At 70.3% G+C, this 25,925-nt stretch carries 19 protein-coding genes; 14 read left to right on the top strand and 5 right to left on the bottom strand.

The annotated features are described in order from the left end of the window. Positions 1 to 113 precede the first annotated feature (113 nt). The 4 genes from ACWBNA_RS37450 (at position 114) to ACWBNA_RS37435 (ending at position 4,564) form a co-directional block, all read left to right on the top strand. Positions 114 to 1,064, top strand: a complete 951-nt coding sequence (locus ACWBNA_RS37450; RefSeq protein WP_482709006.1) for a HAMP domain-containing sensor histidine kinase — start codon at positions 114 to 116, stop codon at positions 1,062 to 1,064. After that, a complete protein-coding gene (locus ACWBNA_RS37445) occupies positions 1,064 to 1,735 on the top strand; it encodes a response regulator (protein WP_482709005.1) in 672 nt (223 codons plus the stop codon). The genes ACWBNA_RS37450 and ACWBNA_RS37445 overlap by 1 nt, the downstream gene beginning before the upstream one ends. Before the next feature lie 405 nt (positions 1,736 to 2,140). Further along, positions 2,141 to 3,658, top strand: coding sequence for a tRNA (N6-isopentenyl adenosine(37)-C2)-methylthiotransferase MiaB (miaB, locus tag ACWBNA_RS37440; RefSeq protein WP_482709004.1), 1,518 nt, complete (start codon positions 2,141 to 2,143; stop codon positions 3,656 to 3,658). A 192-nt stretch (positions 3,659 to 3,850) separates the two neighbouring features. After that, entirely contained in the window at positions 3,851 to 4,564 is a 714-nt protein-coding gene (locus ACWBNA_RS37435) for a class III extradiol dioxygenase subunit B-like domain-containing protein (RefSeq protein ID WP_482709003.1), read from the top strand. Here the strand turns inward: ACWBNA_RS37435 and ACWBNA_RS37430 are convergent. The 3 genes from ACWBNA_RS37430 to ACWBNA_RS37420 all read right to left on the bottom strand — a co-directional run bounded on the left by ACWBNA_RS37430 (position 4,528) and on the right by ACWBNA_RS37420 (position 6,356). After that, complete coding sequence (locus ACWBNA_RS37430; protein ID WP_482709002.1) at positions 4,528 to 5,616, bottom strand: hypothetical protein; 1,089 nt, start codon at positions 5,614 to 5,616, stop codon at positions 4,528 to 4,530. The genes ACWBNA_RS37435 and ACWBNA_RS37430 overlap by 37 nt on opposite strands. Positions 5,617 to 5,723: 107 nt before the next feature. Further along, on the bottom strand, positions 5,724 to 5,993 hold the full coding sequence (locus tag ACWBNA_RS37425) for an antitoxin (RefSeq protein ID WP_482709001.1): 270 nt from the start codon (positions 5,991 to 5,993) through the stop codon (positions 5,724 to 5,726). A gap of 24 nt (positions 5,994 to 6,017) precedes the next feature. Continuing rightward, the gene (locus tag ACWBNA_RS37420) at positions 6,018 to 6,356 is read right to left on the bottom strand and encodes a hypothetical protein (protein WP_482709000.1); all 339 of its coding nucleotides are present in this window, start codon (positions 6,354 to 6,356) and stop codon (positions 6,018 to 6,020) included. A 183-nt stretch (positions 6,357 to 6,539) separates the two neighbouring features. Here ACWBNA_RS37420 and miaA point away from each other — a divergent pair, with 183 nt between their 5' ends. The 6 genes from miaA (at position 6,540) to hflX (ending at position 14,732) form a co-directional block, all read left to right on the top strand. After that, on the top strand, positions 6,540 to 7,478 hold the full coding sequence (miaA, locus tag ACWBNA_RS37415; protein WP_482708999.1) for a tRNA (adenosine(37)-N6)-dimethylallyltransferase MiaA: 939 nt from the start codon (positions 6,540 to 6,542) through the stop codon (positions 7,476 to 7,478). Positions 7,479 to 7,586: 108 nt separating this feature from the next. Continuing rightward, entirely contained in the window at positions 7,587 to 8,090 is a 504-nt protein-coding gene (locus ACWBNA_RS37410) for a hypothetical protein (RefSeq protein ID WP_482709038.1), read from the top strand. A 75-nt stretch (positions 8,091 to 8,165) separates the two neighbouring features. Further along, the gene (gene dapF, locus ACWBNA_RS37405; RefSeq protein WP_482708998.1) at positions 8,166 to 9,035 is read left to right on the top strand and encodes a diaminopimelate epimerase; all 870 of its coding nucleotides are present in this window, start codon (positions 8,166 to 8,168) and stop codon (positions 9,033 to 9,035) included. Positions 9,036 to 9,242: 207 nt separating this feature from the next. Beyond that, positions 9,243 to 11,429 carry a RelA/SpoT family protein gene (locus ACWBNA_RS37400; RefSeq protein ID WP_482708997.1) on the top strand — a complete coding sequence of 729 codons (2,187 nt, stop codon included), beginning with the start codon at positions 9,243 to 9,245 and terminating at the stop codon, positions 11,427 to 11,429. A gap of 138 nt (positions 11,430 to 11,567) precedes the next feature. Continuing rightward, complete coding sequence (locus ACWBNA_RS37395) at positions 11,568 to 13,070, top strand: M1 family metallopeptidase (protein ID WP_482708996.1); 1,503 nt, start codon at positions 11,568 to 11,570, stop codon at positions 13,068 to 13,070. 168 nt (positions 13,071 to 13,238) lie between these two features. Beyond that, the gene (gene hflX / locus ACWBNA_RS37390; RefSeq protein ID WP_383866431.1) at positions 13,239 to 14,732 is read left to right on the top strand and encodes a GTPase HflX; all 1,494 of its coding nucleotides are present in this window, start codon (positions 13,239 to 13,241) and stop codon (positions 14,730 to 14,732) included. A gap of 71 nt (positions 14,733 to 14,803) precedes the next feature. On the opposite strand, the gene ACWBNA_RS37385 is transcribed toward hflX, so the two are convergent. Both ACWBNA_RS37385 and ACWBNA_RS37380 read right to left on the bottom strand, forming a co-directional pair. Then, positions 14,804 to 16,006: a trypsin-like serine peptidase gene (locus ACWBNA_RS37385; protein ID WP_482708995.1), complete on the bottom strand. Its 1,203-nt coding sequence runs from the start codon at positions 16,004 to 16,006 to the stop codon at positions 14,804 to 14,806. A 279-nt stretch (positions 16,007 to 16,285) separates the two neighbouring features. Next, positions 16,286 to 17,515, bottom strand: coding sequence for a trypsin-like serine peptidase (locus tag ACWBNA_RS37380; protein WP_482708994.1), 1,230 nt, complete (start codon positions 17,513 to 17,515; stop codon positions 16,286 to 16,288). Between the two features lie 1,213 nt (positions 17,516 to 18,728). Between ACWBNA_RS37380 and ACWBNA_RS37375 the strand changes: the two genes are divergently transcribed. From ACWBNA_RS37375 to ACWBNA_RS37360, 4 genes are all read left to right on the top strand, one after another. Then, positions 18,729 to 20,303 carry an aminotransferase class III-fold pyridoxal phosphate-dependent enzyme gene (locus ACWBNA_RS37375; protein ID WP_482708993.1) on the top strand — a complete coding sequence of 525 codons (1,575 nt, stop codon included), beginning with the start codon at positions 18,729 to 18,731 and terminating at the stop codon, positions 20,301 to 20,303. A gap of 195 nt (positions 20,304 to 20,498) precedes the next feature. Continuing rightward, positions 20,499 to 22,562 (top strand): IucA/IucC family protein, encoded by a 2,064-nt coding sequence (locus ACWBNA_RS37370; protein WP_482708992.1) that lies wholly within the window; start codon positions 20,499 to 20,501, stop codon positions 22,560 to 22,562. A gap of 153 nt (positions 22,563 to 22,715) precedes the next feature. Further along, positions 22,716 to 23,552 carry a GNAT family N-acetyltransferase gene (locus ACWBNA_RS37365; RefSeq protein ID WP_482708991.1) on the top strand — a complete coding sequence of 279 codons (837 nt, stop codon included), beginning with the start codon at positions 22,716 to 22,718 and terminating at the stop codon, positions 23,550 to 23,552. 355 nt (positions 23,553 to 23,907) lie between these two features. After that, entirely contained in the window at positions 23,908 to 25,914 is a 2,007-nt protein-coding gene (locus ACWBNA_RS37360) for an ATP-dependent DNA helicase (RefSeq protein WP_482708989.1), read from the top strand. The last annotated feature ends 11 nt before the right edge of the window (positions 25,915 to 25,925 follow it).

Below are 25,925 nucleotides of genomic sequence, written 5' to 3'. Positions count from 1 at the left end.
GTGTCGTCACGGATATACGAGGCCGAAGGCGCGCGGCGAGGCTGGCCGCGACGGTGCCGTACGCGGGTACCCACGGGCCGCACGCGAGGACGGGAAGGAGCGGGAACAGAACCGTGTCGCTGTTCTGGCGGATCTTCTCGCTCAACGCCGTCGGCCTGTTCGCGGCCGCCGCCCTGCTGTTGGGCCCGGTCACCGTGTCCACCCCCGTATTGCCGGGCGAGGCATTGGCCGTCGTGGCGGGCCTCGCCGCACTGCTCGCCGCCAACGCACTCGTGCTGCGCATCGGCCTCGCCCCGCTCCAACGGCTGGGGCGGGCCATGGCGACGGCCGACCTGCTGCGTCCCGGGGCCCGTGCCCCCGTCGCCGGCCCCGCGGAGACGGCCGCGCTGATCACGACGTACAACACGATGCTCGGCCGTCTGGAGGCCGAACGCGCCACCGGCGCCGCCCGCGCGCTCTCCGCCCAGGAACGCGAACGCCACCGCATCGCCCGCGAACTCCACGACGAGGTCGGCCAGACCCTGACCGCTGTCCTCCTCCAGCTCAAGCGCGTCGCCGACCGGGTGCCCGGCGAACTGCGCGAGGAGGTGAGCCAGGCCCAGGAAGCCACCCGCGCCGGCCTCGACGAGATCCGCCGCATCGCCCGCCGGCTGCGCCCCGGCGTCCTGGACGAGCTCGGGCTGCCGAGCGCCCTGCGCTCCCTGGCGGCCGAGTTCACCACGCACGGACTGACGGTGCGTCACCACGTCCCCGGCGATCTGCCGCGGCTGACCGAGGAGTCCGAACTCGTGGTCTACCGCGTCGCCCAGGAGGGTCTGACCAACACCGCGCGGCACGCCGCCGCCGACCGCGCGGAAGTCCGGCTGCGGCCGGTCACCGACGGCGTCGAACTCCTCGTACGCGACAACGGCAAGGGCCTCGGCGGCGCCCCGGAGGGCTCGGGCATCAGCGGCATGCGCGAACGCGCCCTCCTCATAGGCGCCGCTCTCTCCTTGGAACCGGCCCCGGGGCAGGGTACGGACATAAGGCTGCGCATTCCGGCGGCGACCGGGACGAACCGCTGATGGCGCCCCGGCCGCCGTTGAAGACCCCGATCCGCGTCCTGCTCGCCGACGACCACACACTCGTACGCAGAGGCGTACGTCTCATCCTCGAGAATGAGCCGGACCTCACCGTCGTGGCCGAGGCCGGCGACGGGGCGGAGGCGGTCGCTCTGGCACGCGCGCGTGATGTCGATCTGGCGGTCCTCGATGTCGCGATGCCCCGGATGACCGGTCTCCAGGCGGCCCGCGAACTCTCCCGCCGCCTGCCGGACCTGCGCATCCTCATCCTCACGATGTACGACAACGAGCAGTACTTCTTCGAGGCCCTCAAGGCCGGCGCCGGGGGCTTCGTCCTGAAGTCCGTCGCCGACCGCGACCTCGTCCAGGCGTGCCGGGCGGCCGTACGGGACGAGCCGTTCATCTACCCGGGGGCCGAACGGGCCCTCGTCCGCTCTTACCTCGAACGACTCCACCGTGGCGACGGTCTGCCCGAGCGGGCCATCACCGAGCGCGAGGAGGAGATCCTCAAACTCGTCGCCGAGGGCCACACCTCGAAGAAGATCGGCGAACTCCTCTTCATCAGCGCCAAGACGGTCGAACGCCACCGCGCGAACCTCCTCCAGAAGCTGGGCATGCGCGACCGCCTGGAACTGACCCGGTACGCGATCCGGGCGGGCCTCATCGATCCCTGAGCCGACCAGCGGACGTCGGCTTCCGGCCAGGTGCGGGCGGGACGGCGATCCGCCCTGGCCGCCACCAAGTAAGTGCTCGGCGAGTCGCTCCGCGCGCGTGCGCTCCAACCGCCCCCTGGCCGTGGCCGCCCTCGCACCTCGCCCGCCCGCCAGGCAGTCGGAGGAAACCCTGCGTGACATCCCACCGGCACGGGATCGTCCATCGCGACCCGAAGCCGGCCAACGTACTGCTCTCGGCCTGCCCGCCTTCGGATCGGTGTTCACCGCCGGCTCGCGGGCCGGCCCCCGCGGCCCCGCTGGGGCCGAACGGGCGAGGGCGCGATTTCGTCCGGTCATGCCCGCGACGGATCCCTCGTCGGCAGTGCAGGGGCAGGGCGTACTCCCCGCACCGCCTACCCTTGTCGCATGAGCAGCAGCGACCGGGGCCTGGCAGTGGGCGTGAAGACATACGAGGTGCGCACCTACGGGTGCCAGATGAACGTCCACGATTCCGAGCGATTGTCCGGGCTGCTCGAAGACGCCGGGTACGTGCGCGCGCCCGAGGGGTCGGACGGGGACGCGGACGTCGTCGTCTTCAACACCTGCGCGGTGCGCGAGAACGCCGACAACCGGCTGTACGGCAACCTCGGCCGCCTCGCCCCGAGGAAGGCGAGTCGTCCCGGGATGCAGATCGCGGTCGGCGGCTGCCTCGCGCAGAAGGACCGCGACACGATCGTGAAGAAGGCGCCCTGGGTGGACGTCGTCTTCGGCACGCACAACATCGGCAAGCTGCCCGTCCTCCTGGAGCGCGCCCGCGTCCAGGAAGAGGCGCAGGTCGAGATCGCCGAGTCGCTCGAAGCGTTCCCCTCCACGCTGCCGACGCGGCGCGAGAGCGCTTACGCGGCCTGGGTCTCCATCTCCGTCGGCTGCAACAACACCTGCACCTTCTGCATCGTCCCCGCCCTGCGCGGCAAGGAGAAGGACCGCAGGACCGGCGACATCCTGGCCGAGATCGAGGCCCTGGTCGCCGAAGGCGTATCCGAGATCACGCTGCTCGGCCAGAACGTCAACGCGTACGGTTCCGACATCGGCGACCGCGAGGCCTTCAGCAAGCTGCTGCGGGCCTGTGGCGCCATCGAGGGCCTGGAGCGTGTCCGCTTCACCTCCCCGCACCCGCGTGACTTCACCGACGACGTGATCGCGGCCATGGCCGAGACGCCGAACGTGATGCCGCAGCTGCACATGCCCCTGCAGTCCGGCTCGGACACGGTCCTCAAGGCGATGCGCCGTTCCTACCGCCAGGAGCGCTACCTCGGGATCATCGAGAACGTGCGCGCCGCCATCCCGCACGCGGCGATCACCACCGACATCATCGTGGGCTTCCCCGGCGAGACCGAGGAGGACTTCGAGGAGACGCTGCACGTCGTCCGCGAGGCACGGTTCGCGCAGGCCTTCACCTTCCAGTACTCCAAGCGTCCCGGCACCCCGGCCGCGACCATGGAGAACCAGATCCCCAAGGAGGTCGTCCAAGCGCGCTACGAGCGTCTCGTCGCCCTCCAGGAGGAGATCTCCTGGGAGGAGAACAAGAAGCAGGTCGGCCGCACGCTCGACCTCATGGTCGCCGAGGGCGAGGGCCGCAAGGACGGCGCCACCCACCGCCTCTCCGGCCGCGCCCCCGACAACCGCCTCGTCCACTTCACCAAGCCGGAGCAGCAAGTCCGCCCCGGCGACGTGGTGACCGTCGAGGTCACGTACGCCGCCCCGCACCACCTCCTCGCCGAGGGACCCACCCTCGCCGTGCGCCCCACGCGCGCGGGAGACGCCTGGGAGAAGCGCAACGCCGAGAAGGCCGCCGCGCCGGCCGGCGTCATGCTCGGTCTCCCGAAGATCGGCGTCCCAGAGCCGCTCCCGGCCACGACGGGCAGCGGCTGCGGCTGCGACTGACGCCTTGCGGGGGTGAGGCTTGAGGGCTTGAGAGCTCGAGGGCTGGCTTGAGGGCATTGACGGGCTTGTGGATGGGCCTGACGGGACCTGACGGGGATACGGGTGAATCGCGGCGACGGTCCGCGGAGGCGTACGGCCGTTCCCCAGTTCTCGGCTCCCGTCATGCCGCTCGTCAGGGTTACCCTGCCGATCATGCTTGTCGCCGTCGCAGTCTGCCCCTGCCCGCCTCTGCTCGTGCCCGAGGTCGCCGCGGGTGCCGCACCCGAGCTGGACGCCGCGCGTGCCGCGTGCACGGACGCGCTCGGTGTCCTCGCCGCGGCCCGGCCCGACCGGCTCGTGGTCGTCGGCCCGGCCGAACAGAGCGGACGCGGGACGCATCCTGAGGGCACCCGGGGCTCGTTTCGCGGCTTCGGTGTGAACCTCGAGGTACGCCTGGGCGTGGACCGGGGCACAGGGACCGAGCGCCCGCTCCCGCCCTCGCTGGCGGTGGCCGCGTGGCTGTTGGAGCGTGCCGGGTGGGCGGATGCCCCGATCGAGGGACTCGGTGTGGGGGAACCTCTCGCGGCTGAGCGGTGTATTGAAGTCGGAGGGGAAATCGCCGCCCGGGCCGAACGGATGGCGCTGCTGGTGATGGGCGACGCCAGCGCGTGCCGCACGCTCAAGGCACCCGGCTATCTCGACGAGCGGGCCGCACCCTTCGACGCGGAGGTCACGCGTGCGCTGGGCGCGGCGGACGTGGCGGCTCTCAAGGCGCTGGACGCGGACCTGGCGTACGAGCTGAAGGCCTCGGGCAGGGCCCCTTGGCAGGTGCTGGCAGGCGCCGCGGAGGGCACGGACCTCGGCGGCACGCTGCTGTACCAGGGCGCGCCCTACGGGGTGGGGTACGTGGTCGCGGCCTGGTCGTAGCCCCTCGTCGCACGGAGGAGGCGGACGGCAACGACGGAAACGGTGCAACGACGGAAACGGCGCCACCGCGAAAACGGCGCCACCGCGAAAACGGCGCCACCGCGAAAACGGCGCCACCGCGAAAACGGCGCCACCGCGAAAACGGCGCCACCGCGAAAACGGCGCCACCGCGAAAACGGCGCCACCGCGAAAACGGCGCCACCGCGAAAACGGCGCCACCGCGAAAACGGCGCCACCGCGAAAACGGCGCCACCGCGAAAACGGCGCCACCGCGAAAACGGCGCCACCGCGAAAACGGCGCCACCGCGAAAACGGCGCCACCGCGAAAACGGCGCCACCGCGAAAACGGCGCCACCGCGAAAACGGCGCCACCGCGAAAACGGCGCCACCGCGAAAACGGCGCCACCGCGAAAACGGCGCCACCGCGAAAACGGCGCCACCGCGAAAACGGCGCCACCGCGAAAACGGCGCCACCGCGAAAACGGCGCCACCGCGAAAACGGCGCCACCGCGAAAACGGCGCCACCGCGAAAACGGCGCCACCGCGAAAACGGCGCCACCGCGAAAACGGCGCCACCGCGAAAACGGCGCCACCGCGAAAACGGCGCCACCGCGAAAACGGCGCCACCGCGAAAACGGCGCCACCGCGAAAACGGCGCCACCGCGAAAACGGCGCCACCGCGAAAACGGCGCCACCGCGAAAACGGCGCCACCGCGAAAACGGCGCCACCGCGAAAACGGCGCCACCGCGAAAACGGCGCCACCGCGAAAACGGCGCCACCGCGAAAACGGCGCCACCGCGAAAACGGCGCCACCGCGAAAACGGCGCCACCGCGAAAACGGCGCCACCGCGAAAACGGCGCCACCGCGAAAACGGCGCCACCGCGAAAACGGCGCCACCGCGAAAACGGCGCCACCGCGAAAACGGCGCCACCGCGAAAACGGCGCCACCGCGAAAACGGCGCCACCGCGAAAACGGCGCCACCGCGAAAACGGCGCCACCGCGAAAACGGCGCCACCGCGAAAACGGCGCCACCGCGAAAACGGCGCCACCGCGAAAACGGCGCCACCGCGAAAACGGCGCTACGAGGGAGCCGACGGAAACGACGGACGGCCGGGAGCGTCGTGCTCCGCGGCCGTCCGTCGGTGTGCCGTGTCGTTCAGGAAGTCGGCGGCGGGGAGGCCGGCGGCGTACCGATGTCGCCGTCCGGGTCCGTGCCGTCCTTGTGCGCGATCCGGTCCATGGCTCCCTTGGCCTTGCCCGTCCCCGACTGGATCTTGTCGCTGTACCTGCCCTTGGTCTTCTCGTCGACGACCCTGGCGGCCTTGTCGAGGCCGTGCTCGATCTTGTCCCCGTGCTGCTGGGCGAGGCCGGAGACCTTGTCCTTGGCCGGGTTGAGTTTGGCCTTCAAATTGTGCAGGAGACCCATGGTCCACCTTCCCTCGCGGGGCAGTTACGTGCGAGCGCCTTCGCCGGCCTCGCTGTCGGCAGCCTCTTCGGCGGACTGCTGCTTGGGGATCTCGACGCTTTCGCCGGAGCCGGAGCCGTCATCGGCGGCCGTCTCAGCCGCCGTCTCCTCCCCCGCGTCGTCGACCTTGGCCTCTGCCTTCGCGTCAGCCTTCGGCTCGGACGTCGTACCGGTTTCGGTCCCAGCCTCGGCCTCGACCGACCCCTTCGCCTCCACCGCCTCCTCAGCTGCAAGCTCGGCCGTCGCCGTATCGGCCTGCGCCTCGGAGGTTGACGCCTCTTCCGTGGTCTTTGACCTGCGAAGAAGTCGTGCGAAAACGCCCATACCCACTCCATATGTTACTCGTGCGGGCGAAACCCCGCGTCGTCCGGTGCGTCCGTTTGCGCCGCCCGGGTCGCCGTCTCCGCGATCAGGCGGCGGAAAACCTCGCAACTGGCAACGACCCCGCGCGCGTACCGTCACGTAACTCGTTCGAGGCGCGGTCGCGAGGTTTGCGAGACTGGGGCAGTGAGCAGCGCACCCCCCGCCCCCCGAGTCATCGCCGTCGTCGGACCGACCGCGGCCGGTAAGTCCGATCTGGGCGTCTTTCTGGCCCGGCGTCTCGGCGGCGAGGTCGTCAACGCCGACTCCATGCAGCTCTACCGAGGGATGGACATCGGCACCGCCAAGCTGACGCCCGACGAACGGGATGGCGTCCCGCACCACCTCCTGGACATCTGGGACGTCACGGTCACCGCCTCCGTCGCCGAATACCAGAAACTGGCCCGCACCAGGATCGACGCACTGCTCGCGGACGGCCGCTGGCCGATTCTGGTCGGTGGATCCGGCCTGTACGTCCGCGGGGCCGTCGACAACCTGGAGTTCCCCGGCACCGACCCCGAGGTCAGGGCCCGGCTCGAGGAGGAGCTCACCCTGCGCGGTTCGGGGGCGCTGCACGCGCGCCTGGCCGCCGCCGACCCCGAGGCCGGGCACGCCATCCTCCCCAGCAACGGCCGCCGTATCGTCCGGGCCCTCGAAGTGATCGAGATCACCGGTAAGCCCTTCACTGCCAACCTTCCTGGCCACGACTCGGTCTACGACACCCTGCAGATCGGCGTCGACGTGGCGCGGCCCGAGCTCGACGAGCGCATCGCGCGCCGGGTCGACCGGATGTGGGAGGCCGGGCTGGTGGAAGAAGTGCGCGCACTGGAGGCGCAGGGGTTGCGCGAGGGGCGTACGGCCTCGCGCGCGCTCGGCTACCAGCAGGTGCTTGCGGCGCTCGCAGGGGAGTGCACGGACGAAGATGCGCGGGTCGAGACCGTACGAGCCACCAAGCGCTTCGCGCGCCGTCAGGATTCGTGGTTCAGGCGCGACCCGCGGGTGCATTGGCTGAGTGGGGCTGCGGCGGATGTCACAGAACTTCCGCAGCTTGCACTGGCATTGGTCGAACGACCGGTTACAGCCTGATCACGTCCTGGCATCGGGACGCTCCGGCCGTCATCGCGGCGTTCGGCACCGTGCCATCATCGAGCTTCGATCGACCAAGTGGAGTCCGAGTTGGGAGGGCGCGTGGCGATGGAGGCCGGCCCTCGCGACACCGCACATGGTACCGAGCCCCTCACCGCTGACAGCGGTGAAGCGGAGCAGGACGGCGATCGTCTGCGCCCCGACGGGCCCGACGAGACGCAGGACGGCGTGACCGCCGACGGGCCGGAGCCCGAGGAGATGTTCGTGGGCGGCCCGGAGGTCGAGGTCGAGCTGCGCCCGCAGCGCCGGATGCGCATCTGGCAGCTCGCTCCCATCGTGAGCCTGGCCACGGTCGGCTCCCTGATGTTCGCGTTCCCGCTCGCCTTCGACTTCGGCGACAGCGGGGCGGTGATCGCCATGCTGGGCCTGCTGATCTGCTTCTGTGCGGCCGGCTGGGGCATGATGGCCGCTCGTCGCGTTGGTTACACGTGGCCCGGGCTGCCGCAGCGGGGCTCCGGCCGCCGTCCGGACTGGCGGGTCGTGATCGCGTACGCCGTGATGGTCGCCGCGGTGGTCGTGCTGGCCGTGTGGCGTGTGGCCCGGCTGCGCTGAGCAGCGCCGAAGCGGTCGACTGCGCCGGCCTCCAGGCGAGCGTGGGTTGTCGGACCCACCCCGTACGATCGAGGAATGAGCACGCGGATCGCCTTCCTCAAGGGGCACGGCACCGAGAACGACTTCGTGATCGTCCCGGACCCCGAGAACACCATCGACCTGCCCCCGGCCGCCGTCGCCGCCCTGTGCGACCGCCGTGCCGGCATCGGCGGTGACGGCCTGCTGCACGTGGTGCGGTCCGAGGCGCACCCCGACGCCAAGGACATGGCGGCCGAGGCGGAGTGGTTCATGGACTACCGCAACGGCGACGGCTCGATCGCGGAGATGTGCGGCAACGGCGTGCGCGTGTTCGCGCACTACCTCCAGCGCGCCGGACATGTCGACGAGGGCGACCTCGCGATCGCCACGCGCGGGGGCGTGAAGACGGTGCACCTCTCCCAGGGCGGCGACATCACCGTCGGCATGGGCAGGGCGCTGCTCCCTGAGGGGGACGTCACGGTGAGCGTCGGCGAGCGCAGCTGGCCCGCGCGGAACGTGAACATGGGCAACCCGCACGCCGTCGCCTTCGTGGACGACCTCGCGCACGCGGGCGACCTGTACTCCCCGCCGCCCTTCAGCCCGGCCGCCGCCTATCCCGACGGCGTGAACGTCGAGTTCGTGGTCGACCGAGGCCCCCGGCACGTAGCCCTACGCGTGCACGAGCGCGGCTCCGGCGAGACCCGTTCGTGCGGCACGGGCGCGTGCGCTGTCGCCGTGGCCACAGCCCGCCGGGACGGCGCCGACCCGACCGTCACCGGAACCCCGGTGACGTACACCGTCGACGTGCCCGGCGGCACCCTGGTGATCACCGAGCGGCCCGACGGCGAGATCGAGATGACCGGGCCCGCGGTGATCGTCGCCGAGGGGGAAATCGACGCCGAGTGGCTGGAACGCTCCGTTTGCTGACCGAGCGCAGGTCACAGGATGTGAACCTAAACCTGCAAACCGTCGCTCGAATGGGTGATCCTTTTCACGCTCGGCGAGAGGCGGTGAGGCGCACGTGATGGGCTCGGTAGCATCAAGCACCGGCCCGGACGGGGGACTGATGCCATCCCCCGAGCCGTGTCCGCCCTGGGGCACCCCGTCCGCCGGTCCACGCAGCCGGAGGTGCCCATGAGTGCGGAGGCCACGAATCCCGCGAGCCCAGGCCCGGTCACGGCAGGCCCGGTCCTGCCGACAGTGCCACGCAGGAAGGCCCGCCCCCGGATCGACCTGCGCCGCCTCGGCCGGGCCGCGCTGCTCGGGCCCGCCGCCCGCGACCGGCTGCCGGACGCCATCGGCCACGTGGTCGAGGCCCACCGCGCCCACCATCCCGACGCCGATATCGAACCGCTGCGCCGCGCCTACGTCTTGGCCGAGTCCTCGCATCGCGGTCAGATGCGCAAGAGCGGTGAGCCATACATCACACACCCGCTCGCCGTGACCCTGATCCTTGCCGAACTGGGCGCCGAGACGACCACTCTGACGGCGTCTCTGCTGCACGACACCGTCGAGGACACGGACGTGACGCTCGATCAGGTCCGTGAGCAGTTCGGCGAGGAGGTGCGCTTCCTCGTCGACGGTGTCACGAAACTGGAGAAGGTCGACTACGGGGCCGCCGCCGAGCCCGAGACCTTCCGCAAGATGCTCGTCGCCACCGGCAACGACGTCCGCGTGATGTCGATCAAACTCGCCGACCGGCTGCACAACATGCGCACCCTCGGCGTGATGCGACCCGAGAAACAGGCCCGCATCGCCAAGGTCACCCGGGACGTCCTCATCCCCCTCGCGGAACGGCTCGGCGTCCAGGCGCTCAAGACCGAACTGGAGGACATGGTCTTCGCGATCCTCCACCCCGAGGAGTACGAGCACACCCGCGAGCTGATCGTCGACAACGCCTCCCGCGCGGACGACCCGCTCGCCGAGATGGCCGACGAGATGCGCACGGTCCTGCGGGACGCCGACATCCCGGCCGAAGTCCTCATCCGGCCCCGGCACTTCGTCTCCGTGCACCGCGTCGCCCGCAAACGCGGCCGGCTGCGCGGCGCCGACTTCGGCCGTCTGCTGGTGCTGGTGAACGAGGACGCCGACTGTTACGCCGTACTGGGTGAACTCCACACCTGTATGACGCCCGTCGTCTCGGAGTTCAAGGACTTCATCGCTGTCCCCAAGTTCAACCTGTACCAGTCGCTGCACACCGCCGTGGCCCGCGAGGACGGCCAGGTCACCGAAGTCCTCATCCGCACCCACCAGATGCACAAGGTCGCGGAGGCCGGCGTCGTCGCGCTGGGCAATCCCTACGCTCCTCCTTCGGAGGAGCAGACCGTTTCGAGTGACGGTGAGCGCGCCGACCCGACCCGCCCCGGCTGGCTCTCCCGCCTCCTCGACTGGCAGGAGGCCGCCTCCGACTCCGACACGTTCTGGTCCACCCTGCGCGAGGACCTCGCCCAGGACCGCGAGATCACCGTCTTCCGACCCGACGGCGGCAGGCTGGGCCTGCCCGCGGGGGCGACCTGTGTGGACGCCGCCTACGCGCAGTACGGCGAGGACGCGCACGCGTGCATCGGAGCTCGCGTCAACGGCCGCCTGGCGACCCTGAGCACGGTCCTGAAGGACGGCGACACCGTCCAACTCCTCATGGGCCAGGACCCCGCCTCCGAGCCCTCCAGGGAGTGGCTGGAGCACGCCCACACGCCCACCGCCCGGATCGCCATCCAGCGGTGGCTCACGACGCATCCGGCGTCCGCCGAGGCGCAGGAGGCGGGGCCGGTACCGACTCTCCAGGCCGGCGAGGCATCGCCCCGGCCGCCCGCCGCCGGGAAGGGTGCGGCTGCCTCCGAAGGCCTCGCCTCCCCGCCTGCCGACCGGCCCGCCACCGCGAACGCCGTCGTCGACCAGCCCGGGGCGAGCGTACGGATGGCCGGTTGCTGCACGCCCGTACCGCCCGACGAGGTGATCGGCTTCGCCGTTCGCGGGGGAGCGGTGACCGTCCATCGCGTGGAGTGCGCCGCGGTGGCGCGTATGAAGAGCGCGGGGCGTGCTGAGGTCGGTGTGCGCTGGGGGGACACCAGCGGATGCCGGGTCACCCTCTTCGCCGAATCGTTCGGCCGTCCGCATCTGCTCGCGGACCTCACCGAAGCGATGGCCTCGGAGGGGGCCGAGATCGTTTCCGCGACCGTCGAGCCGCCCAGCCAGCAACGCGTACGCCACACCTACACGGTCCAACTCCCCGACGCGGCACACCTGCCCGCTCTGATGCGGGCGATGCGGAATGTGCCGGGGGTGTACGACGTGAGCCGGGAGCAGATGCCGGGGGCCTGAGGAAGCCCGCCGGCGACGGCACGCGCGCGTGGGGCGCTCTTGCGTGCGACCAACCCGTCGTCCCGCCGATCTACCCGTTCGAGTGGGCCGATCGCGCGCCGCCGCCATGCCGCACGGGCCCGCTGATAGCCGTGGTGCATGCTGCTCACCCCCCGAACCTGGGCTCCCCGAGCCCGCGTCATGCCCTCTCGGCGCCGAAGGGCCGCCGCCCTGCTCGCCTCCGCCGTCTCCGTCTGCCTCCTCGCCGCGAGCGCGCCGGCCACCCCGCTGGGCGTCGGTGACCGTCTCTTCCCGTACCTGGGCAACCCGGGGTACGACGTGGCGGCGTACGACCTCTCCTTCACCTATCCGGGCACCAACAGCAAGCCGCTCCAGGCGGTCACCACGATCGACGCCTGGACGACGGCCTCGCTGGACCGCGTGAACCTCGACTTCGCGCACGGCAAGGTCGACTCGGTAGAGGTCGACGGCGAGCCCGCGACATTCACGAGCGCCGGCGAGGATCTGGTGGTCACGCCCGAGGATCCGCTGTCCGAGGGCAGCTGGATGCGGGTCACCGTGCGGCACACCAGCGACCCCGTGTCCGCCGAGGACCGGGACGGCGGCTGGGTGCGGACCGCGGACGGACTCGCCATGGCCAACCAGGCCGACGTCGCCCACCTGGTGTTCCCCTGCAACGACCACCCCTCCGACAAGGCGATGTTCACCATCAGGGTGACCGCACCGAGTGGCTACACGGCCGTGGCCAACGGTCTGTCGACCGGCGTGGACCGGGCTGGCCGGGCGACGACCTGGACGTACCGGACCCTGCACCCCATGGCCACCGAGCTCGCCCAGGTGTCCATCGGCCGCTCCACCGTGCTGCGCCGCAGCGGCCCGCACGGGCTTCCCGTACGGGACGTCGTGCCGACCAAGGACCGCGAGCGGCTGGAGCCGTGGTTGAAGAAGACCCCCGACCAGATCGCCTGGATGGAGGGCAAGGTCGGGCGGTACCCCTTCGAGACGTACGGCGTGCTCATGGCCGAGGCCGACACCGGTTTCGAACTGGAGACGCAGACCCTCTCGCTCTTCGAGCTGGACCTGTTCACCGAGCCCGGCTACCCGAAGTGGTACGTCGAGTCGATCATGGTGCACGAGCTCGCCCACCAGTGGTTCGGCGACAGCGTGAGCCCTCGCACCTGGTCCGACCTGTGGCTGAACGAGGGGCACGCCACCTGGTACGAAGCCCTGTACGCGGAGGAGAAGGCGGACCGCCCCATGGAGGTGCGGATGAAGGCGGCGTACGGCGCCTCCGACCGCTGGCGGGCGGCCGGCGGACCGCCCGCCGCCCCCAAGACGCCCGACCCCGGCCAGAAGATCAGCATCTTCCGGCCGAACGTCTACGACGGCGCCGCGCTGGCCCTGTACGCCCTGCAACAGGAGATCGGCCGCCCCGCCTTCGAGCGCCTGGAGAGGGCCTGGGTGACCCGCCACCAGGACGGCGTCGCCACGACCGCGGACTTCGTCGGGCTCGCCGAGAAGATCTCCGGCCGCGAGCTGGGCGGGTTCTTCGAGGGCTGGCTCTACGGCGAGAAGACGCCGCCGATGCCCGGCCACCCGGAGTGGAAGTCGGCCGCCCCGCAGCCTGCCGCCGTGAAATAAGACGGTGACGAGACGGGCCGTGTCGTGCGACCATCCTCAGGTCGGAGCGGCACGGGACACGGGAATCTCCCGGGGTTCTCGTGCGTTGTGAGCAGTGACGGCCGGCTCAGAAGTTCGGCTTCGGCTCTGTCGCCGCTTTATCGCATTCCTCATCGACGTAAGGACCCAATGACCTCCTCTTCATCTTCTTCCCAGGACACTGAGCGCTTCGCGCATGCCTACCCCGAAGGTCTTCGGGCCGATGCCCTGATGGAAGAGGACGTCGCCTGGAGCCACGAGATCGACGGAGACCGGGACGGCGACCAGTTCGACCGCTCCGAGCGCGCGGCCCTACGCCGCGTCGCGGGCCTCTCCACCGAGCTCGAGGATGTCACCGAGGTCGAGTACCGCCAGCTCCGCCTGGAGCGGGTCGTGCTCGTCGGCGTCTGGACCTCGGGGACCGCGCAGGACGCGGACAACTCCCTCGCCGAGCTCGCCGCCCTCGCGGAAACCGCGGGCGCACTCGTGCTCGACGGCGTGATCCAGCGCCGCGACAAGCCCGACGCGGCCACCTACATCGGTTCCGGCAAGGCCGAAGAGCTGCGCGACATCGTGCTCGAGACGGGCGCGGACACCGTCATCTGCGACGGTGAGCTCAGCCCGGGCCAGCTCATCCATCTCGAAGACGTCGTCAAGGTCAAGGTCATCGACCGTACGGCCCTGATCCTCGACATCTTCGCCCAGCACGCCAAGTCTCGAGAGGGCAAGGCGCAGGTAGCGCTCGCGCAGATGCAGTACATGCTGCCCAGGCTGCGCGGCTGGGGTCAGTCGCTGTCCCGTCAGATGGGCGGCGGCAAGGGCGGCGGCCTCGCCACCCGTGGTCCCGGTGAGACGAAGATCGAAACGGACCGGCGTCGGATCCGCGAGAAGATGGCGAAGATGCGCCGGGAGATCGCGGACATGAAGACCGGCCGCGAGATCAAGCGCCAGGAGCGCAAGCGTCACAAGGTGCCGTCGGTCGCCATCGCCGGCTACACCAACGCGGGCAAGTCCTCGCTGCTCAATCGCCTCACGGGCGCGGGCGTACTGGTCGAGAACGCCCTGTTCGCGACCCTCGACCCGACCGTGCGCCGGGCGGAGACGCCCAGCGGCCGTCTGTACACGCTGGCGGACACCGTCGGCTTCGTCCGACACCTGCCGCACCACCTGGTCGAGGCGTTCCGCTCCACCATGGAGGAGGTCGGCGAGTCCGACCTGATCCTGCACGTGGTGGACGGCTCGCACCCGAACCCGGAGGAGCAGTTGGCCGCCGTACGCGAGGTGATCAGGGACGTCGGCGCCACCGGCGTACCCGAGATCGTCGTGATCAACAAGGCGGACGCGGCCGATCCGCTGACGCTTCAGCGCCTCATGCGGATCGAGAAGCGTTCGATCCCGGTGTCGGCGCGCACCGGCCAGGGCATCGAGGAACTGCTCGCGCTGATCGACAACGAGCTGCCGCGGCCGTCGGTCGAGATCGAGGCGCTCGTGCCGTACACGCACGGCAAGCTGGTTGCCCGCGCCCACGACGAGGGTGAGGTGATCTCCGCGGAGCACACCCCGGAGGGCACCCTGCTCAAGGCACGGGTGCACGAGGAACTGGCGGCGGATCTCGCGCCGTACGTTCCGGCGCCGCTTGCCTGACCGTCCGTCCCGGACAGCCTGAAGGCCCGCCGCCTGCTCGTCGCAGGTGGCGGGCCTTCAGCGTGTGCGGATCACTGGCCGCCGTACGTCTTGCTCATGTTCTCGTAGAGCGCCTCGGCGTCCTGGCCGAGCTGCGGGCCCGCGAGCCAGGTGTTGTCGGTCGGACCGATCGACGTGTTCGAGACCAGCTTGGTCTCACCGGCCAGCACTCGGAACCAGCCGCCGCCGGACGAGCCGCCCGTCATGGTGCACCCTATGCGGTACATCGTCGGCAGGCTCGTGCTGAGCGAGAGCCGGCCGGGCCGGTCGAGGCACTTGAACATCTGCAGACCGTTGTACGGCGGCGCGGCCGGGTAGCCCCAGGCGCCCATCGTGGCGACCTCCCTCGCCGACGGGGCGGAGAAGTCGACGTCCAGGGCGCCGGTGGTCTCCTCCAGCGACTTGGAGCCCGACTCGGGGTTCACATGGAGCACGGCGTAGTCGTACGCGGCACCCGCGCCGCCGGTCTCCGAACCGCCCTGCATCCACCCGTTCGACGTCGAGGCCCAGTCGGCCCACCAGTTGCCGTACGGCGCGATCTCCGAGGCCGTGGCCTTGCCGAGCTGCGCCTCGGACTTGCCGAGGTCGTTGTACGCCGGGACGAAGACGATGTTGCGGTACCAGCCGCCGCTGCCGCCGGCGTGCACGCAGTGGCCCGCCGTCCACACCAGGTTGGACTTGCCGGGGTGGTTCACGTCCTTGACGACCGTGCCCGAGCAGACCATCGGACCGTCGGGGGAGTCGAAGAAGATCTTGCCGACCGGGGCCGCGTTCTGGTGGTACGGCGTCTTCTCGGCCGTGGCCTCGACGGGTGCCGGCTCGGGGTCGCTGACGCCCTGGTCGGCGGCGGCGTCCTTCGTCGAGACCGTCTTGTCGGCCTCTTTCGCGGACTGCATCCGCTCGGGCTTCCAGAGCCCCTCGATCACCGGGTTGACGAAGTCCTTGGCCTCACTGAGCCACTTGTCCTTGTCCCAGTCCTTCCAGCCTCCGGCCGCCCAGGCATCGGCATCGATGCCGTGCTCCTTGAGCTTGTCGGCGATGCCCGCGGGGATCTTGACCTTGCCGTCGGCGGCCTGGGACGTCGTGGCGCCGGGCTTGTCACCGCCGGTGTCCTCGCCCGAGCCGCCGCAGGCGGTCGCGGTCAGTGCGAGGGCTGCGACGAGCCCGGTGGCGGTGAGGAACGTGTGGGTGCGCCGCCCGGGGCGTGGTGCTGCGGGCGTACGTGTGGAACGCATGGTGCGGTAACCCCCGTGGGAACGAACGAATGTCATGTGCTTGTCAGGGTGAGGAGGTGGTGCTCCGCGGATCCTCATGATTCCCGGGTCCGATGGGTCTTGTGGGTCCGACGATCTTTTGGATCCCGTGGATCACCTTGGTCCCGTGGATCACCTGGGACCTCTGTGGATCTCCCTTGCGGGCGACACCCCACTATGCCCGTGGAGTTGGGGGTGAACGGCGGTGAGGTGGTGAAGGTTTCCCGGGACACCGCACCGCCGTTCCTGCTCAGCAGGTCGTCACTGGCCGACGAACTTCTTGCTCACCGAGTCGTACACGCCCTTGGCCACCTCACCCAGCCGCGGACCCGCCAGCCAGCCCGCGGTCACCGGGCCGATCGAGGTGTTGGAGACCAGTGCCGGCTTGCCGTCCGAACCGGTCGCGACCCAGCCGCCGCCCGACGAACCACCCGTCATCGTGCAGCCGATGCGGTACATCGTCGGGTCCGGGGCGCTGATCGACAGCCGGCCCGGCTTGTCCTGGCACTGGTACATGGTCTGACCGTCGAACGGCGCCGCGGCCGGGTAACCGGTCGCCGTGATGCTCGCGACCTTCGTGACGGCCGGCGCCTTGAAGTTCACGGGCAGAGCCGAACCGACGGTCTCCTCCAGCGACTTGCCGCCACTGCCCTCCTCCGGGGTCACATGGATGACGGCGAAGTCGTACGAGGCGCCGTCACCCCCTGTTTCCCCGCCCTGCTCGATCCACTGGTCCGAGGTCTGCGCCCAGTCGCCCCACCACACGCCGTACGGAGTGACCTCTTCCTTTGTGGCGCTCTCCAAGGCCGCGGTCGCCAGGCCCTCGTTGTTGTAGGACGGCACGAACGCGATGTTGCGGAACCAGCCACCGTCCTTGCCGGCGTGCACGCAGTGGCCCGCCGTCCACACCAGGTTGGACTTGCCGGGGTGGGCCGGGTCCTGCACGACCGTCGCCGAGCAGACCATCGTGCCCTCGGGGGAGTCGAAGAACACCTTGCCCGCCTCGGGGGCGTTGGCATGGTAGGTAGGCGTGACGGCCTTGGCGTCCACCGGAGCGGGCTCCGGGTCGGTCACGCCCTGGTCACCGGAGAGGTCACTGTCGTCGACGGCGTTGTCGGGGTCCTCGGCGTCCCGCATCCGGTCCGGATCCCACAAGCCCTGGATGATCGGGTTGATGTACTCGTCGGCCTCGCGCAGCCAGTCGTCCTTGCTCCAGTCCTTCCAAGCGCCGTTCTTCCACTTGTCGAGGTCGATCCCATGCTCTTTGAGCTTGTCCTTGATGTCGTCCGGGATCGTGATCTTGTCGTCGCCCGCGGTCGGGGCTGCGGCGGAGGCGGAGGCGTCACCACCGGCCTCGGCGGCGCCCGAGTCGCAGGCGGTGGCGGTGAGCACGAGCGCCGAGGCGAGGGCAACGGCGGCCAGCGCAGGGGAGGTTCCGCGGCGCGCGTTCCTTCCTCGGCGAGCGGTGAAGGACGGCCGTATGGGTCGCATGGTGTGACTCCCCCTGAGGTGAACGAACTGGGTGCTGAGCCGTGAACTCCGGCGCGGACGGGTCGACATGGAGCGATCCGATCGACTCGGGCCGACCGACCCGGATCGAATCAGGCTGATTCGGATCGATCCGGATTGGTTCGGATCGACCTGGGCTGATCCGGGGCGATCCGAGTCCAATCGGTTTGCTCGCGCGCTGAACTCACGGAGTGTGGGAACGGCACCACACACTATGCGCTCGCTGTGGGGGACTTCCCGCTGTACGGCAACGGTTTCGCTACGAGCTGTCTGACCTGGCAATCATCGGAGTTCTGCTACGCACGCCGATCTTCACGCCGACCTTCACGGCGTGCGGTACGCGGTGCTGTCGCGGAGGAAGCCGGCGAAGGCTGGGCGGCGGGGTGAGGGCGGGGTCGTACATGCGGACGATGAGGATGCGGCGTACCGGGCCGGGGGGTTGCAGCGGCAGCAGGCGGACGCCGCCGCCGATCCGTTCCAACGCCAGGATGGGGCGAGGGCGACGCCGATGCCGGTGGCGACCTCGTCGGCAACGGGGTCGCCACCCTGGCGGTGGCCAGCTGGGAGGGGCCGCTGGACCAGGCTCGTGCCAAGCGGTCCTCCTGGGCGAAATCCCATACGTCCCCGATGCATCTGACTCCCGCCGCGCCGCCGGGCCGTGGACCGAGCCCGTGTCTCCCTGAAGCCCGTGGGGCGCGAGCCGAACGCAGCGGCTGGGACAGACCGCAAAGGATCTTGATGCGGCCCGTAACCCGCTGAGCGTTCCAGGGTTGGTAGCGACGGAGCGCAGTACCGATGGTCCGGCCCCGATACGACCGGCCCGGTTCCTGTGCCCAATTCCCGTGAGCCTTGAGAGTTTTCGAGTGAACGCTCGCGGGGTTTCGTATGTCGAGTCGGGTGAGGTGGCGAGGAGCGGCTTGCCCTGGACTGCGGGAGAGCGGGGAGCCGTGGCTGTGAAGTGGAGCGCGATGGGGATGGCGGCATGGGCTGAGTGCGATGGGGGTGCCGTCATGGCCGGGGCTGGAGATGCCGCTTCGTCCGGGGTTGGACGGACCGTCGGGCCTGTGCGGGGAGAGACAGTCGGTGTCGGGGCCGGGAGGTCGTTGTGACCGGGGCTCGCGAGGCTGGTGTGAGGGCGTTTGAGGGGGTAGCGGAGGGGTCTACTGCCGGGGAGGCGTCCGGTGACGGACGCTTTGTGTACGAGGGGGTTCTGCGGCGTCAGTCGGTGCGAGAGTCGGCGGCGCGTACCTACCCCCGCGCCCTGCCGATCGTGCCGGTGCGGGCCCGCGGGCTGACCATCGAGGGCGCGGACGGCCGCCGCTACCTGGACTGCTTCTCGGGCGCGGGCACCCTGGCCCTCGGGCACAATCACCCCGTCGTGCTGGAGGCGATCCGCAAGGTCCTCGACTCCGGCGCCCCGCTGGACGCCCTCGACCTCGCCACGCCCGTCAAGGACGCCTTCGTCACCGAACTGTTCCGCACCCTGCCGTCCGGACTCGCCGACCGCGCGCGAGTGCGGTTCTGCGGACCGGCCGGCACGGACGCGGTGGAAGCCGCGTTCCAACTCGTTCGGGCCGCGACCGGACGCAGCGGCCTGCTCGCCTTCACGGGCGCCCACCGCGGGGCGACCGACGGGGCCTTCGGCTCGGCTGCAGACAGCGTCGACCCGCGGGTCATTCGCCTCCCCTATCCGCAGGACTACCGCTGCTCCTTCGGCGTCGGCGGCGTGCGCGGCGCCGAACTCGCCGCCGGATGGGCCGAGTCGGTCCTCGACGGCCCCCGGCCCGGGTTGCCGCTGCCTGCCGGAATGATCCTCGAACCCGTACAGAGCGAGGGCGGTGTGATCCCCGCCCCCGATGAGTGGATGAGGCGCATGCGACAGATCACTGCCGCCCGGTCCGTACCGCTGATCGCTGACGAGGTCCAGACGGGAGCCGGGCGCACGGGCGCCTTCTGGGCGGTCGACCACAGTGGCATCACCCCCGACGTGATGATCCTCTCCCATGCCATCGGCGGCAGTCTTCCCCTGGCCGTTCTGGTGTACCGAGACGACCTCGATGCCTGGGGACCCGGTACCCCCGCCGACACGTTCCCCGGCAACCAACTGGCCATGGCCGCAGGCACGGCGACCCTGTCCTACGTCCGCGAAAACCGTCTCGCGGAACGGGCCGGAACTCTGGGCGCACGCTTGCTCGGGCAACTTCAGGCCCTTGCTCGGCGGTTCCCCATCATTGGCGATGTCCGGGGGCGAGGGCTGATGCTCGGGATCGAGCTGGTCGAGACTGGGGGAAGTCCCGACGCTGCTATGGCGGTGACTGGCGCCGGGCACCGGCCGGGGATCGTAGCTGGTGCTGGTATGGGCTCCTTGGCCGGAGCTGGCGCCCGAGCGGGAGCGGGGCCTGCCGGTCGTGGTCGGACGCCTTCGACCGACTTCGGGAGCGCACTTGCCGGAGTAAGTGACCTTGTCCGAAGCCCTCGCCCCGCGGCTCCCGAACTCGCGGCCGCCGTGCAGAGGGAGTGCCTGCGCCGCGGACTGATCGTCGGACTGGGCGGGCGTCACGCGAGTGTCGTACGGCTGCTCCCACCGCTGACGATCAGCGACGAGCAAGCGGCCGCGGTACTGGACCGACTGGCCGACGCGGTGGAGGCAGTGGCCCACGACCACACTCGTGGAGACCAGACAAATCCACAGCACCCAGAGCACCCACACCACCGACCGACCGACGGGCCGGCCCGGCCACCCCGCCGAGCGGGCGGGGTAGCCCAGTGACCGTGACCTCGCGCGTCGTTACGCCCGCACGTCTCCTTCCCCAACCCTCAACCGCCGAGCTCGCCCCTGACATCCCTGACCTCCATCCCTCTCATCGCACGACCTCCTGAACACCCAAGCCCCTGCGCACCCCGTACCGCAGCACGAAGCCGCTTCCCGTCCGCGGCACGAGGCCCCCCCGCGAGGAACACACCCTTGAACACCACCCCCGCACCCGACAGCCGTGCCCACCCACACACCCAAAGGCCCTCCGGCGACCAAACCTCCCCACAACCACGACGTGCGCCGACCGCCACTCCGGCCGTCCGCCAGTGGGGAGTGGCTTCTGCGGAGCGGGACGAGGCGACTGCCGAGGTGTCGGAGGAGAAGGTCCCCGCCCGGGGAGGGCGCCGCGAGGACGAAGGGGTCCCCGAGGCCGACGCCGACGCACTGGAGCATCCCGACCCTCATGCGGCAGCCGACGCCGCCGCCGTCGAGAACCTCCTGCGCTGCTGGGTACGCGAGACCGACCTCGCCGCGCCCGACAACGGCACCCTCCGTATCCCCCTCCCCGCCAGCGGCACGGCGCTCCTCGCTTCCGTCCGCTACTGGTCCTCGACAGGCTGGCACCGCTTCGGCCTCCCGTACCTCGCAGACGCCCCGGAGCACGCCCCGGCCGCCGACGCGATCACAGTCGCCGCCTTGCTCACACGGGAGATCCTCAGCGCGCAGAAGCCCACCGACAGCGCTCCGGTCTTTCCAAGCCACCCTCCGGTCAAGACGCATCCTGCGCTCGCTCCGGTCGGCGCCGGTGCCGATCTCGTCGCCCGAGTGGCCGACTCCGTTCGCCGAACCACCGCCTTCATCACCGAGCGTCGAAGGCACCTTGCCGACGAACCCGACCGCTTCCTCACCGCCGAGCAGGCACTCGTGCTCGGACATCCACTGCACCCGACTCCGAAGAGCCGTGAAGGTCTCTCCGAGGCCGAAGCGCAGTTGTATTCACCCGAGTCGCGCGGCTCCTTCCCACTCCACTGGATGGCTGTAGCTCCTTCCGTACTGGCCACCGACTCGGCCTGGACCGAACGCGGTCGCCCGGTCTCCGCACCCCAGCTCACCGCCCGGCTCGCCGGAGCAGGGCTCCCGCTACCCGACGGCCACACGGCCCTGCCCCTGCACCCGTGGCAACTGCGCGAGGTCCTGCACCGCCCCGAGACGGCGGCTCTGCTGCAAGCAGGACTGCTCCGAAACCTCGGCGCGCACGGTTCCCCGTGGCACCCCACCTCCTCCGTACGAACCGTTCACCGATCCAGCTCCCCAGCCATGCTCAAGCTGTCGCTGGGCCTGCGCATCACCAACTCCCGTCGCGAAAACCTCCGCAAGGAACTCCACCGCGGAGTAGAGGTCCACAGGCTGCTCCGCTGCGGCCTGTCCAGGCAGTGGCAGGCCGCCCATCCGGGGTTCGACATCGTCCGCGACCCCGCCTGGATCGCCGTCGACGGGCCGGACGGCAACCCCCTGCCCGGGCTCGACGTGGTGATCCGGCACAACCCGTTCAGTCCCGACGACGATGCCTCCTGCGTCGCCGGACTCGTCTCGCTCCGACCCCAGGCGCCTCCCGGCGCCGGCGAAGGTGATGGTCACGCCGACCGACCGGTCCTGTCTTCCCGACTGGCAGAGCTCGTCACACGCCTCGCAGACCGGACCGGCCGGCCCCGAGGGGCCGTCGCCGCCGAGTGGTTCCTGCGCTACCTCGAACAGGTCGTCCGCCCGGTGCTGTGGCTTGATGGGGAAGCGGGAATCGCCCTGGAAGCGCATCAGCAGAACACGCTGCTCCTGCTCGACGCCGAGGGCTGGCCCGTCGGGGGCCGCTACCGCGACAACCAGGGCTACTACTTCCGCGAGTCCCGGCGCGCGGAACTCGACGCCCGCCTGCCCGGCATCGGCGAACGCAGCGAGACCTTCGTCTCCGACGAGGTCACCGACGAACGATTCGCGTACTACCTCGCGATCAACAACGTCCTCGGCCTCATCGGAGCGTTCGGTTCCCAGCGCCTCGCTGACGAACGGCTCCTACTCGCTGCCTTCCGAGGCTTCCTCATCGACGTAGCCTCGGGGCCCGCCCGCCTACGCACCACGCTGCCCTCCCGTCTGCTCGACTCCCCTGACCTTCGCTGCAAGGCCAACCTGCTCACTCGCCTTCACGGCCTCGACGAACTCGTCGGCCCGGTGGACACCCAGTCCGTCTACGTCACCATCGCCAACCCCCTTCGTTGCTGACGACCGCCTGGGACCATCGCCAACCCCCTTCACCCCTGACTGCCGCCTGTGAGCCCCGCCCCCTTCTCGCATCCCTGAACGAACGCGCGAACACCGCCAACTCCCCATTCTCCCAAGGAACATGACCGTCCCCCTCCTGAGAGGAGCACCGTCGTGCCTCCGGCCGACGCCACTGCCAGTGCCGCCGCCGGCACCGCGCCTTTCGCTGACATCGGCACCGCCACGAGTCCTGCCGTCGGCCCTCGCCGCACCGACGCGAGCGTCCCCATGGCACCGGACAGCGAGGACACGCTGGAACTGCGCCTGCCCGACGGACTCATCGAACTCTGGGAGGAGGAGGGGAAGAGGACCAACGTCGCGCCGGCCCTTGACCGGCATGAGGGCGTGGCCCGACCCGCCGGTGTCCCATCAGCATCCGATGACCTGCTCGACCAGGTCGGGGAGTGGGGGCTGACCGCCACCTCCGTAGGCGTGTTCCACCTCGTCCCCGTACGCATCGAGCGGGACCTGTCGCTTGTCAGCCGCTGGATGAACGACCCCGCCGTCGCACGGTTCTGGGACTTGGCAGGACCGGAGTCCGTCACGGAGAACCACCTGGCAGCCCAGCTCTCCGGCGACGGACGCAGCATTCCGTGCCTCGGGATGCTGGAGGGCGTTCCGATGAGCTACTGGGAGATCTACCGGGCAGACCTCGATCCACTGGCACGCCACTACCCCGCTCAACCTCACGACACCGGCATCCACCTGCTTATCGGCGGTGCCGCGGACCGGGGGAGGCGTCTTGGCAGCACCCTGCTGAAAGCCGTAGCCGATCTCGTGCTCGACAGGCGGTTCCTCTGTACCCGCGTGGTCGCGGAACCCGACCTTCGCAACATCCCCTCCATCGCCGCCTTTCTGCGCGCGGGCTTCGGCTTCGCCGCCGAGATCGACCTGCCCACCAAGCAAGCCGCCCTCATGGTCCGAGACCGGTCCCTCCGCCATCTCCTGTGACGCCACGTCGCAGCGTCATCACTTTTGGTACACCGCCCGCGCCGATCCGGTTCCCACTCCCGGCACACGGATTTCCAGCCGCGTCGGTCTCCGCCGTATCCGGATCCGATGTGCGCCGTAACCAGGCTCGATTTCCGCCGGCACCCCGACCGACACCAAAGGCCGCAGCCCTGGCATCGACCAGAACCGAAGCGATCCGGTCCCACGAGCGAGCCACTCCGAACCCGAACGCGCCCACCCTGGCCCCTACCTGTCCGTTCCGATCCACGTCAGAGGACCACCAGGTCTTGATCCCGCCCCTCGCCACCGCCTTGATCACCCGTTTGTCAGTGCCGGGCCGTAGGGTGGTCGCGCTATGACGAAGCCCTCACTCTCCGAACTCCTGCATGCTGCCGTCACTGCCGTCGGCGGCACGGAGCGCCCAGGCCAGGTGACCATGGCCGAAGCCGTCGCGGACGCGATCGACGACGGCTCCCATCTTCTGGTGCAAGCCGGTACCGGCACCGGAAAGTCGCTGGGCTATCTCGTGCCCGCGCTCGCGCACGGGGAGCGCGTCGTCGTCGCGACCGCCACCCTCGCACTGCAGCGCCAGCTCGTGGAGCGGGACCTGCCGCGCACTGTCGATGCACTGCACCCACTGCTGCGCCGCCGCCCCGAGTTCGCGATGCTCAAGGGCAGGTCGAACTACCTGTGTCTGCACCGGCTCCACGAGGGCGTCCCGCAGGACGAGGAAGAGGGCCTCTTCGACCAGTTCGAGGCGGCCGCGCCCACCAGCAAACTGGGCCAGGACCTGCTGCGTATGCGTGACTGGGCGGACGACACCGAGACCGGTGACCGCGACGACCTCACCCCCGGCGTCTCCGACCGTGCCTGGGCACAGATCTCCGTTTCGTCGCGGGAGTGCCTGGGTGCCTCGAAGTGCGCGTACGGGGCCGAGTGCTTCGCCGAGATGGCCCGCGAGCGAGCCAAGCTTTCCGACGTCGTCGTCACCAACCACGCGCTGCTGGCCATCGACGCCATCCAGGGCGCCCCGGTCCTCCCGCAGCACGAGGTGCTGATCGTCGACGAGGCACACGAGCTGGTCTCCAGGGTCACCGGCGTGGCCACCGGCGAGCTCACCCCCGGCCAGGTGAATCGTGCGGTCCGGCGTGCGGCGAAGCTCGTCAACGAGAAGGCCGCCGACCAGCTCCAGACCGCTGCCGAGGGCTTCGAGCGGTTGATGGAACTCGCCCTCCCGGGCCGCCTGGAGGAGGTTCCGGAGGACCTCGGCTACGCACTGATGGCCTTGCGTGACGCCTGCCGCACTGTGATCTCCGGGATCGGTGCGACCCGGGACAAGTCCGTCCAGGACGAGGACGCGGTCCGCAAGCAGGCGCTGGCCTCGGTGGAGAGCGTGCACGACGTGGCGGAGCGCATCACGAACGGCTCCGAGTGGGACGTCGTGTGGTACGAGCGCCATGACCGCTTCGGCGCCTCTCTGCGGGTCGCCCCCATGTCGGTCTCGGGCCTGCTGAGGGAGAAGCTCTTCGCTGACCGTTCGGTGGTCCTGACGTCGGCGACCCTGAAGCTGGGCGGCGACTTCAACGGCGTCGGTGCCTCCCTGGGCCTCGCCCCCGAGGGCACAGAGGGCGAGGACGTTCCGCAGTGGAAGGGCGTCGATGTCGGCTCGCCCTTCGACTACCCCAGGCAGGGCATCCTGTACGTCGCCAAGCACCTGGCGCGTCCCGCGCGGGACGGCGACCGCTCGGACATGCTTGACGAACTCACCGAGCTGATCCGGTCGGCCGGCGGGCGCACCCTGGGCCTGTTCTCCTCGATGAGGGCGGCCCAGCTGGCAGCGGAGGAGCTGCGCTCCCGCATCCCCGAGTTCCCCATTCTCCTTCAGGGCGAGGAGACGCTCGGCGAATTGATCAAGAACTTCGCCGCCGATCCCCAGACGTGCCTCTTCGGCACGCTGTCGCTCTGGCAGGGCGTCGACGTCCCCGGCCCCAGTTGTCAGCTGGTCGTCATGGACAAGATCCCGTTTCCGAGGCCGGACGACCCGTTGATGAGTGCCCGCCAGAAGGCGGTGGAGGAAGCGGGCGGTAACGGCTTCATGGCGGTCGCCGCCACCCACGCGGCCCTCCTCATGGCACAGGGCGCCGGTCGCCTCGTACGGGCTTCCGGGGACCGCGGTGTGGTCGCCGTGCTGGACCAGCGCCTCGCGACGGCGCGGTACGGGAGCTACCTGAAGGCTTCACTGCCCGACTTCTGGTACACGACGGACCGTGATCAGGTCCGCAGGTCGCTGGCCGCGATCGATGCGGCGGCGAAGAAGGCGGAATCGGAAGCGCCAGCTGAAGCTGAAGCCAAGGCTAAGTGACCGGGGGTGGC

Source organism: Streptomyces sp. Q2 (genome assembly GCF_056820935.1).
This window is presented reverse-complemented; position numbering and strand designations above follow the sequence as displayed.

Coding starts and splice junctions, on each gene's coding strand:
- ACWBNA_RS37360 (WP_482708989.1), top strand. CDS start 23,908: ATGACGAAGCCCTCACTCTCCGAACTCCTGCATGCTGCCGTCACTGCC.
- ACWBNA_RS37380 (WP_482708994.1), bottom strand. CDS start 17,515: ATGCGACCCATACGGCCGTCCTTCACCGCTCGCCGAGGAAGGAACGCG.
- ACWBNA_RS37385 (WP_482708995.1), bottom strand. CDS start 16,006: ATGCGTTCCACACGTACGCCCGCAGCACCACGCCCCGGGCGGCGCACC.
- ACWBNA_RS37410 (WP_482709038.1), top strand. CDS start 7,587: ATGGAGGCCGGCCCTCGCGACACCGCACATGGTACCGAGCCCCTCACC.
- ACWBNA_RS37420 (WP_482709000.1), bottom strand. CDS start 6,356: ATGGGCGTTTTCGCACGACTTCTTCGCAGGTCAAAGACCACGGAAGAG.
- ACWBNA_RS37425 (WP_482709001.1), bottom strand. CDS start 5,993: ATGGGTCTCCTGCACAATTTGAAGGCCAAACTCAACCCGGCCAAGGAC.
- ACWBNA_RS37400 (WP_482708997.1), top strand. CDS start 9,243: ATGAGTGCGGAGGCCACGAATCCCGCGAGCCCAGGCCCGGTCACGGCA.
- ACWBNA_RS37395 (WP_482708996.1), top strand. CDS start 11,568: ATGCTGCTCACCCCCCGAACCTGGGCTCCCCGAGCCCGCGTCATGCCC.
- ACWBNA_RS37435 (WP_482709003.1), top strand. CDS start 3,851: ATGCTTGTCGCCGTCGCAGTCTGCCCCTGCCCGCCTCTGCTCGTGCCC.
- hflX (WP_383866431.1), top strand. CDS start 13,239: ATGACCTCCTCTTCATCTTCTTCCCAGGACACTGAGCGCTTCGCGCAT.
- dapF (WP_482708998.1), top strand. CDS start 8,166: ATGAGCACGCGGATCGCCTTCCTCAAGGGGCACGGCACCGAGAACGAC.
- miaB (WP_482709004.1), top strand. CDS start 2,141: ATGAGCAGCAGCGACCGGGGCCTGGCAGTGGGCGTGAAGACATACGAG.
- ACWBNA_RS37445 (WP_482709005.1), top strand. CDS start 1,064: ATGGCGCCCCGGCCGCCGTTGAAGACCCCGATCCGCGTCCTGCTCGCC.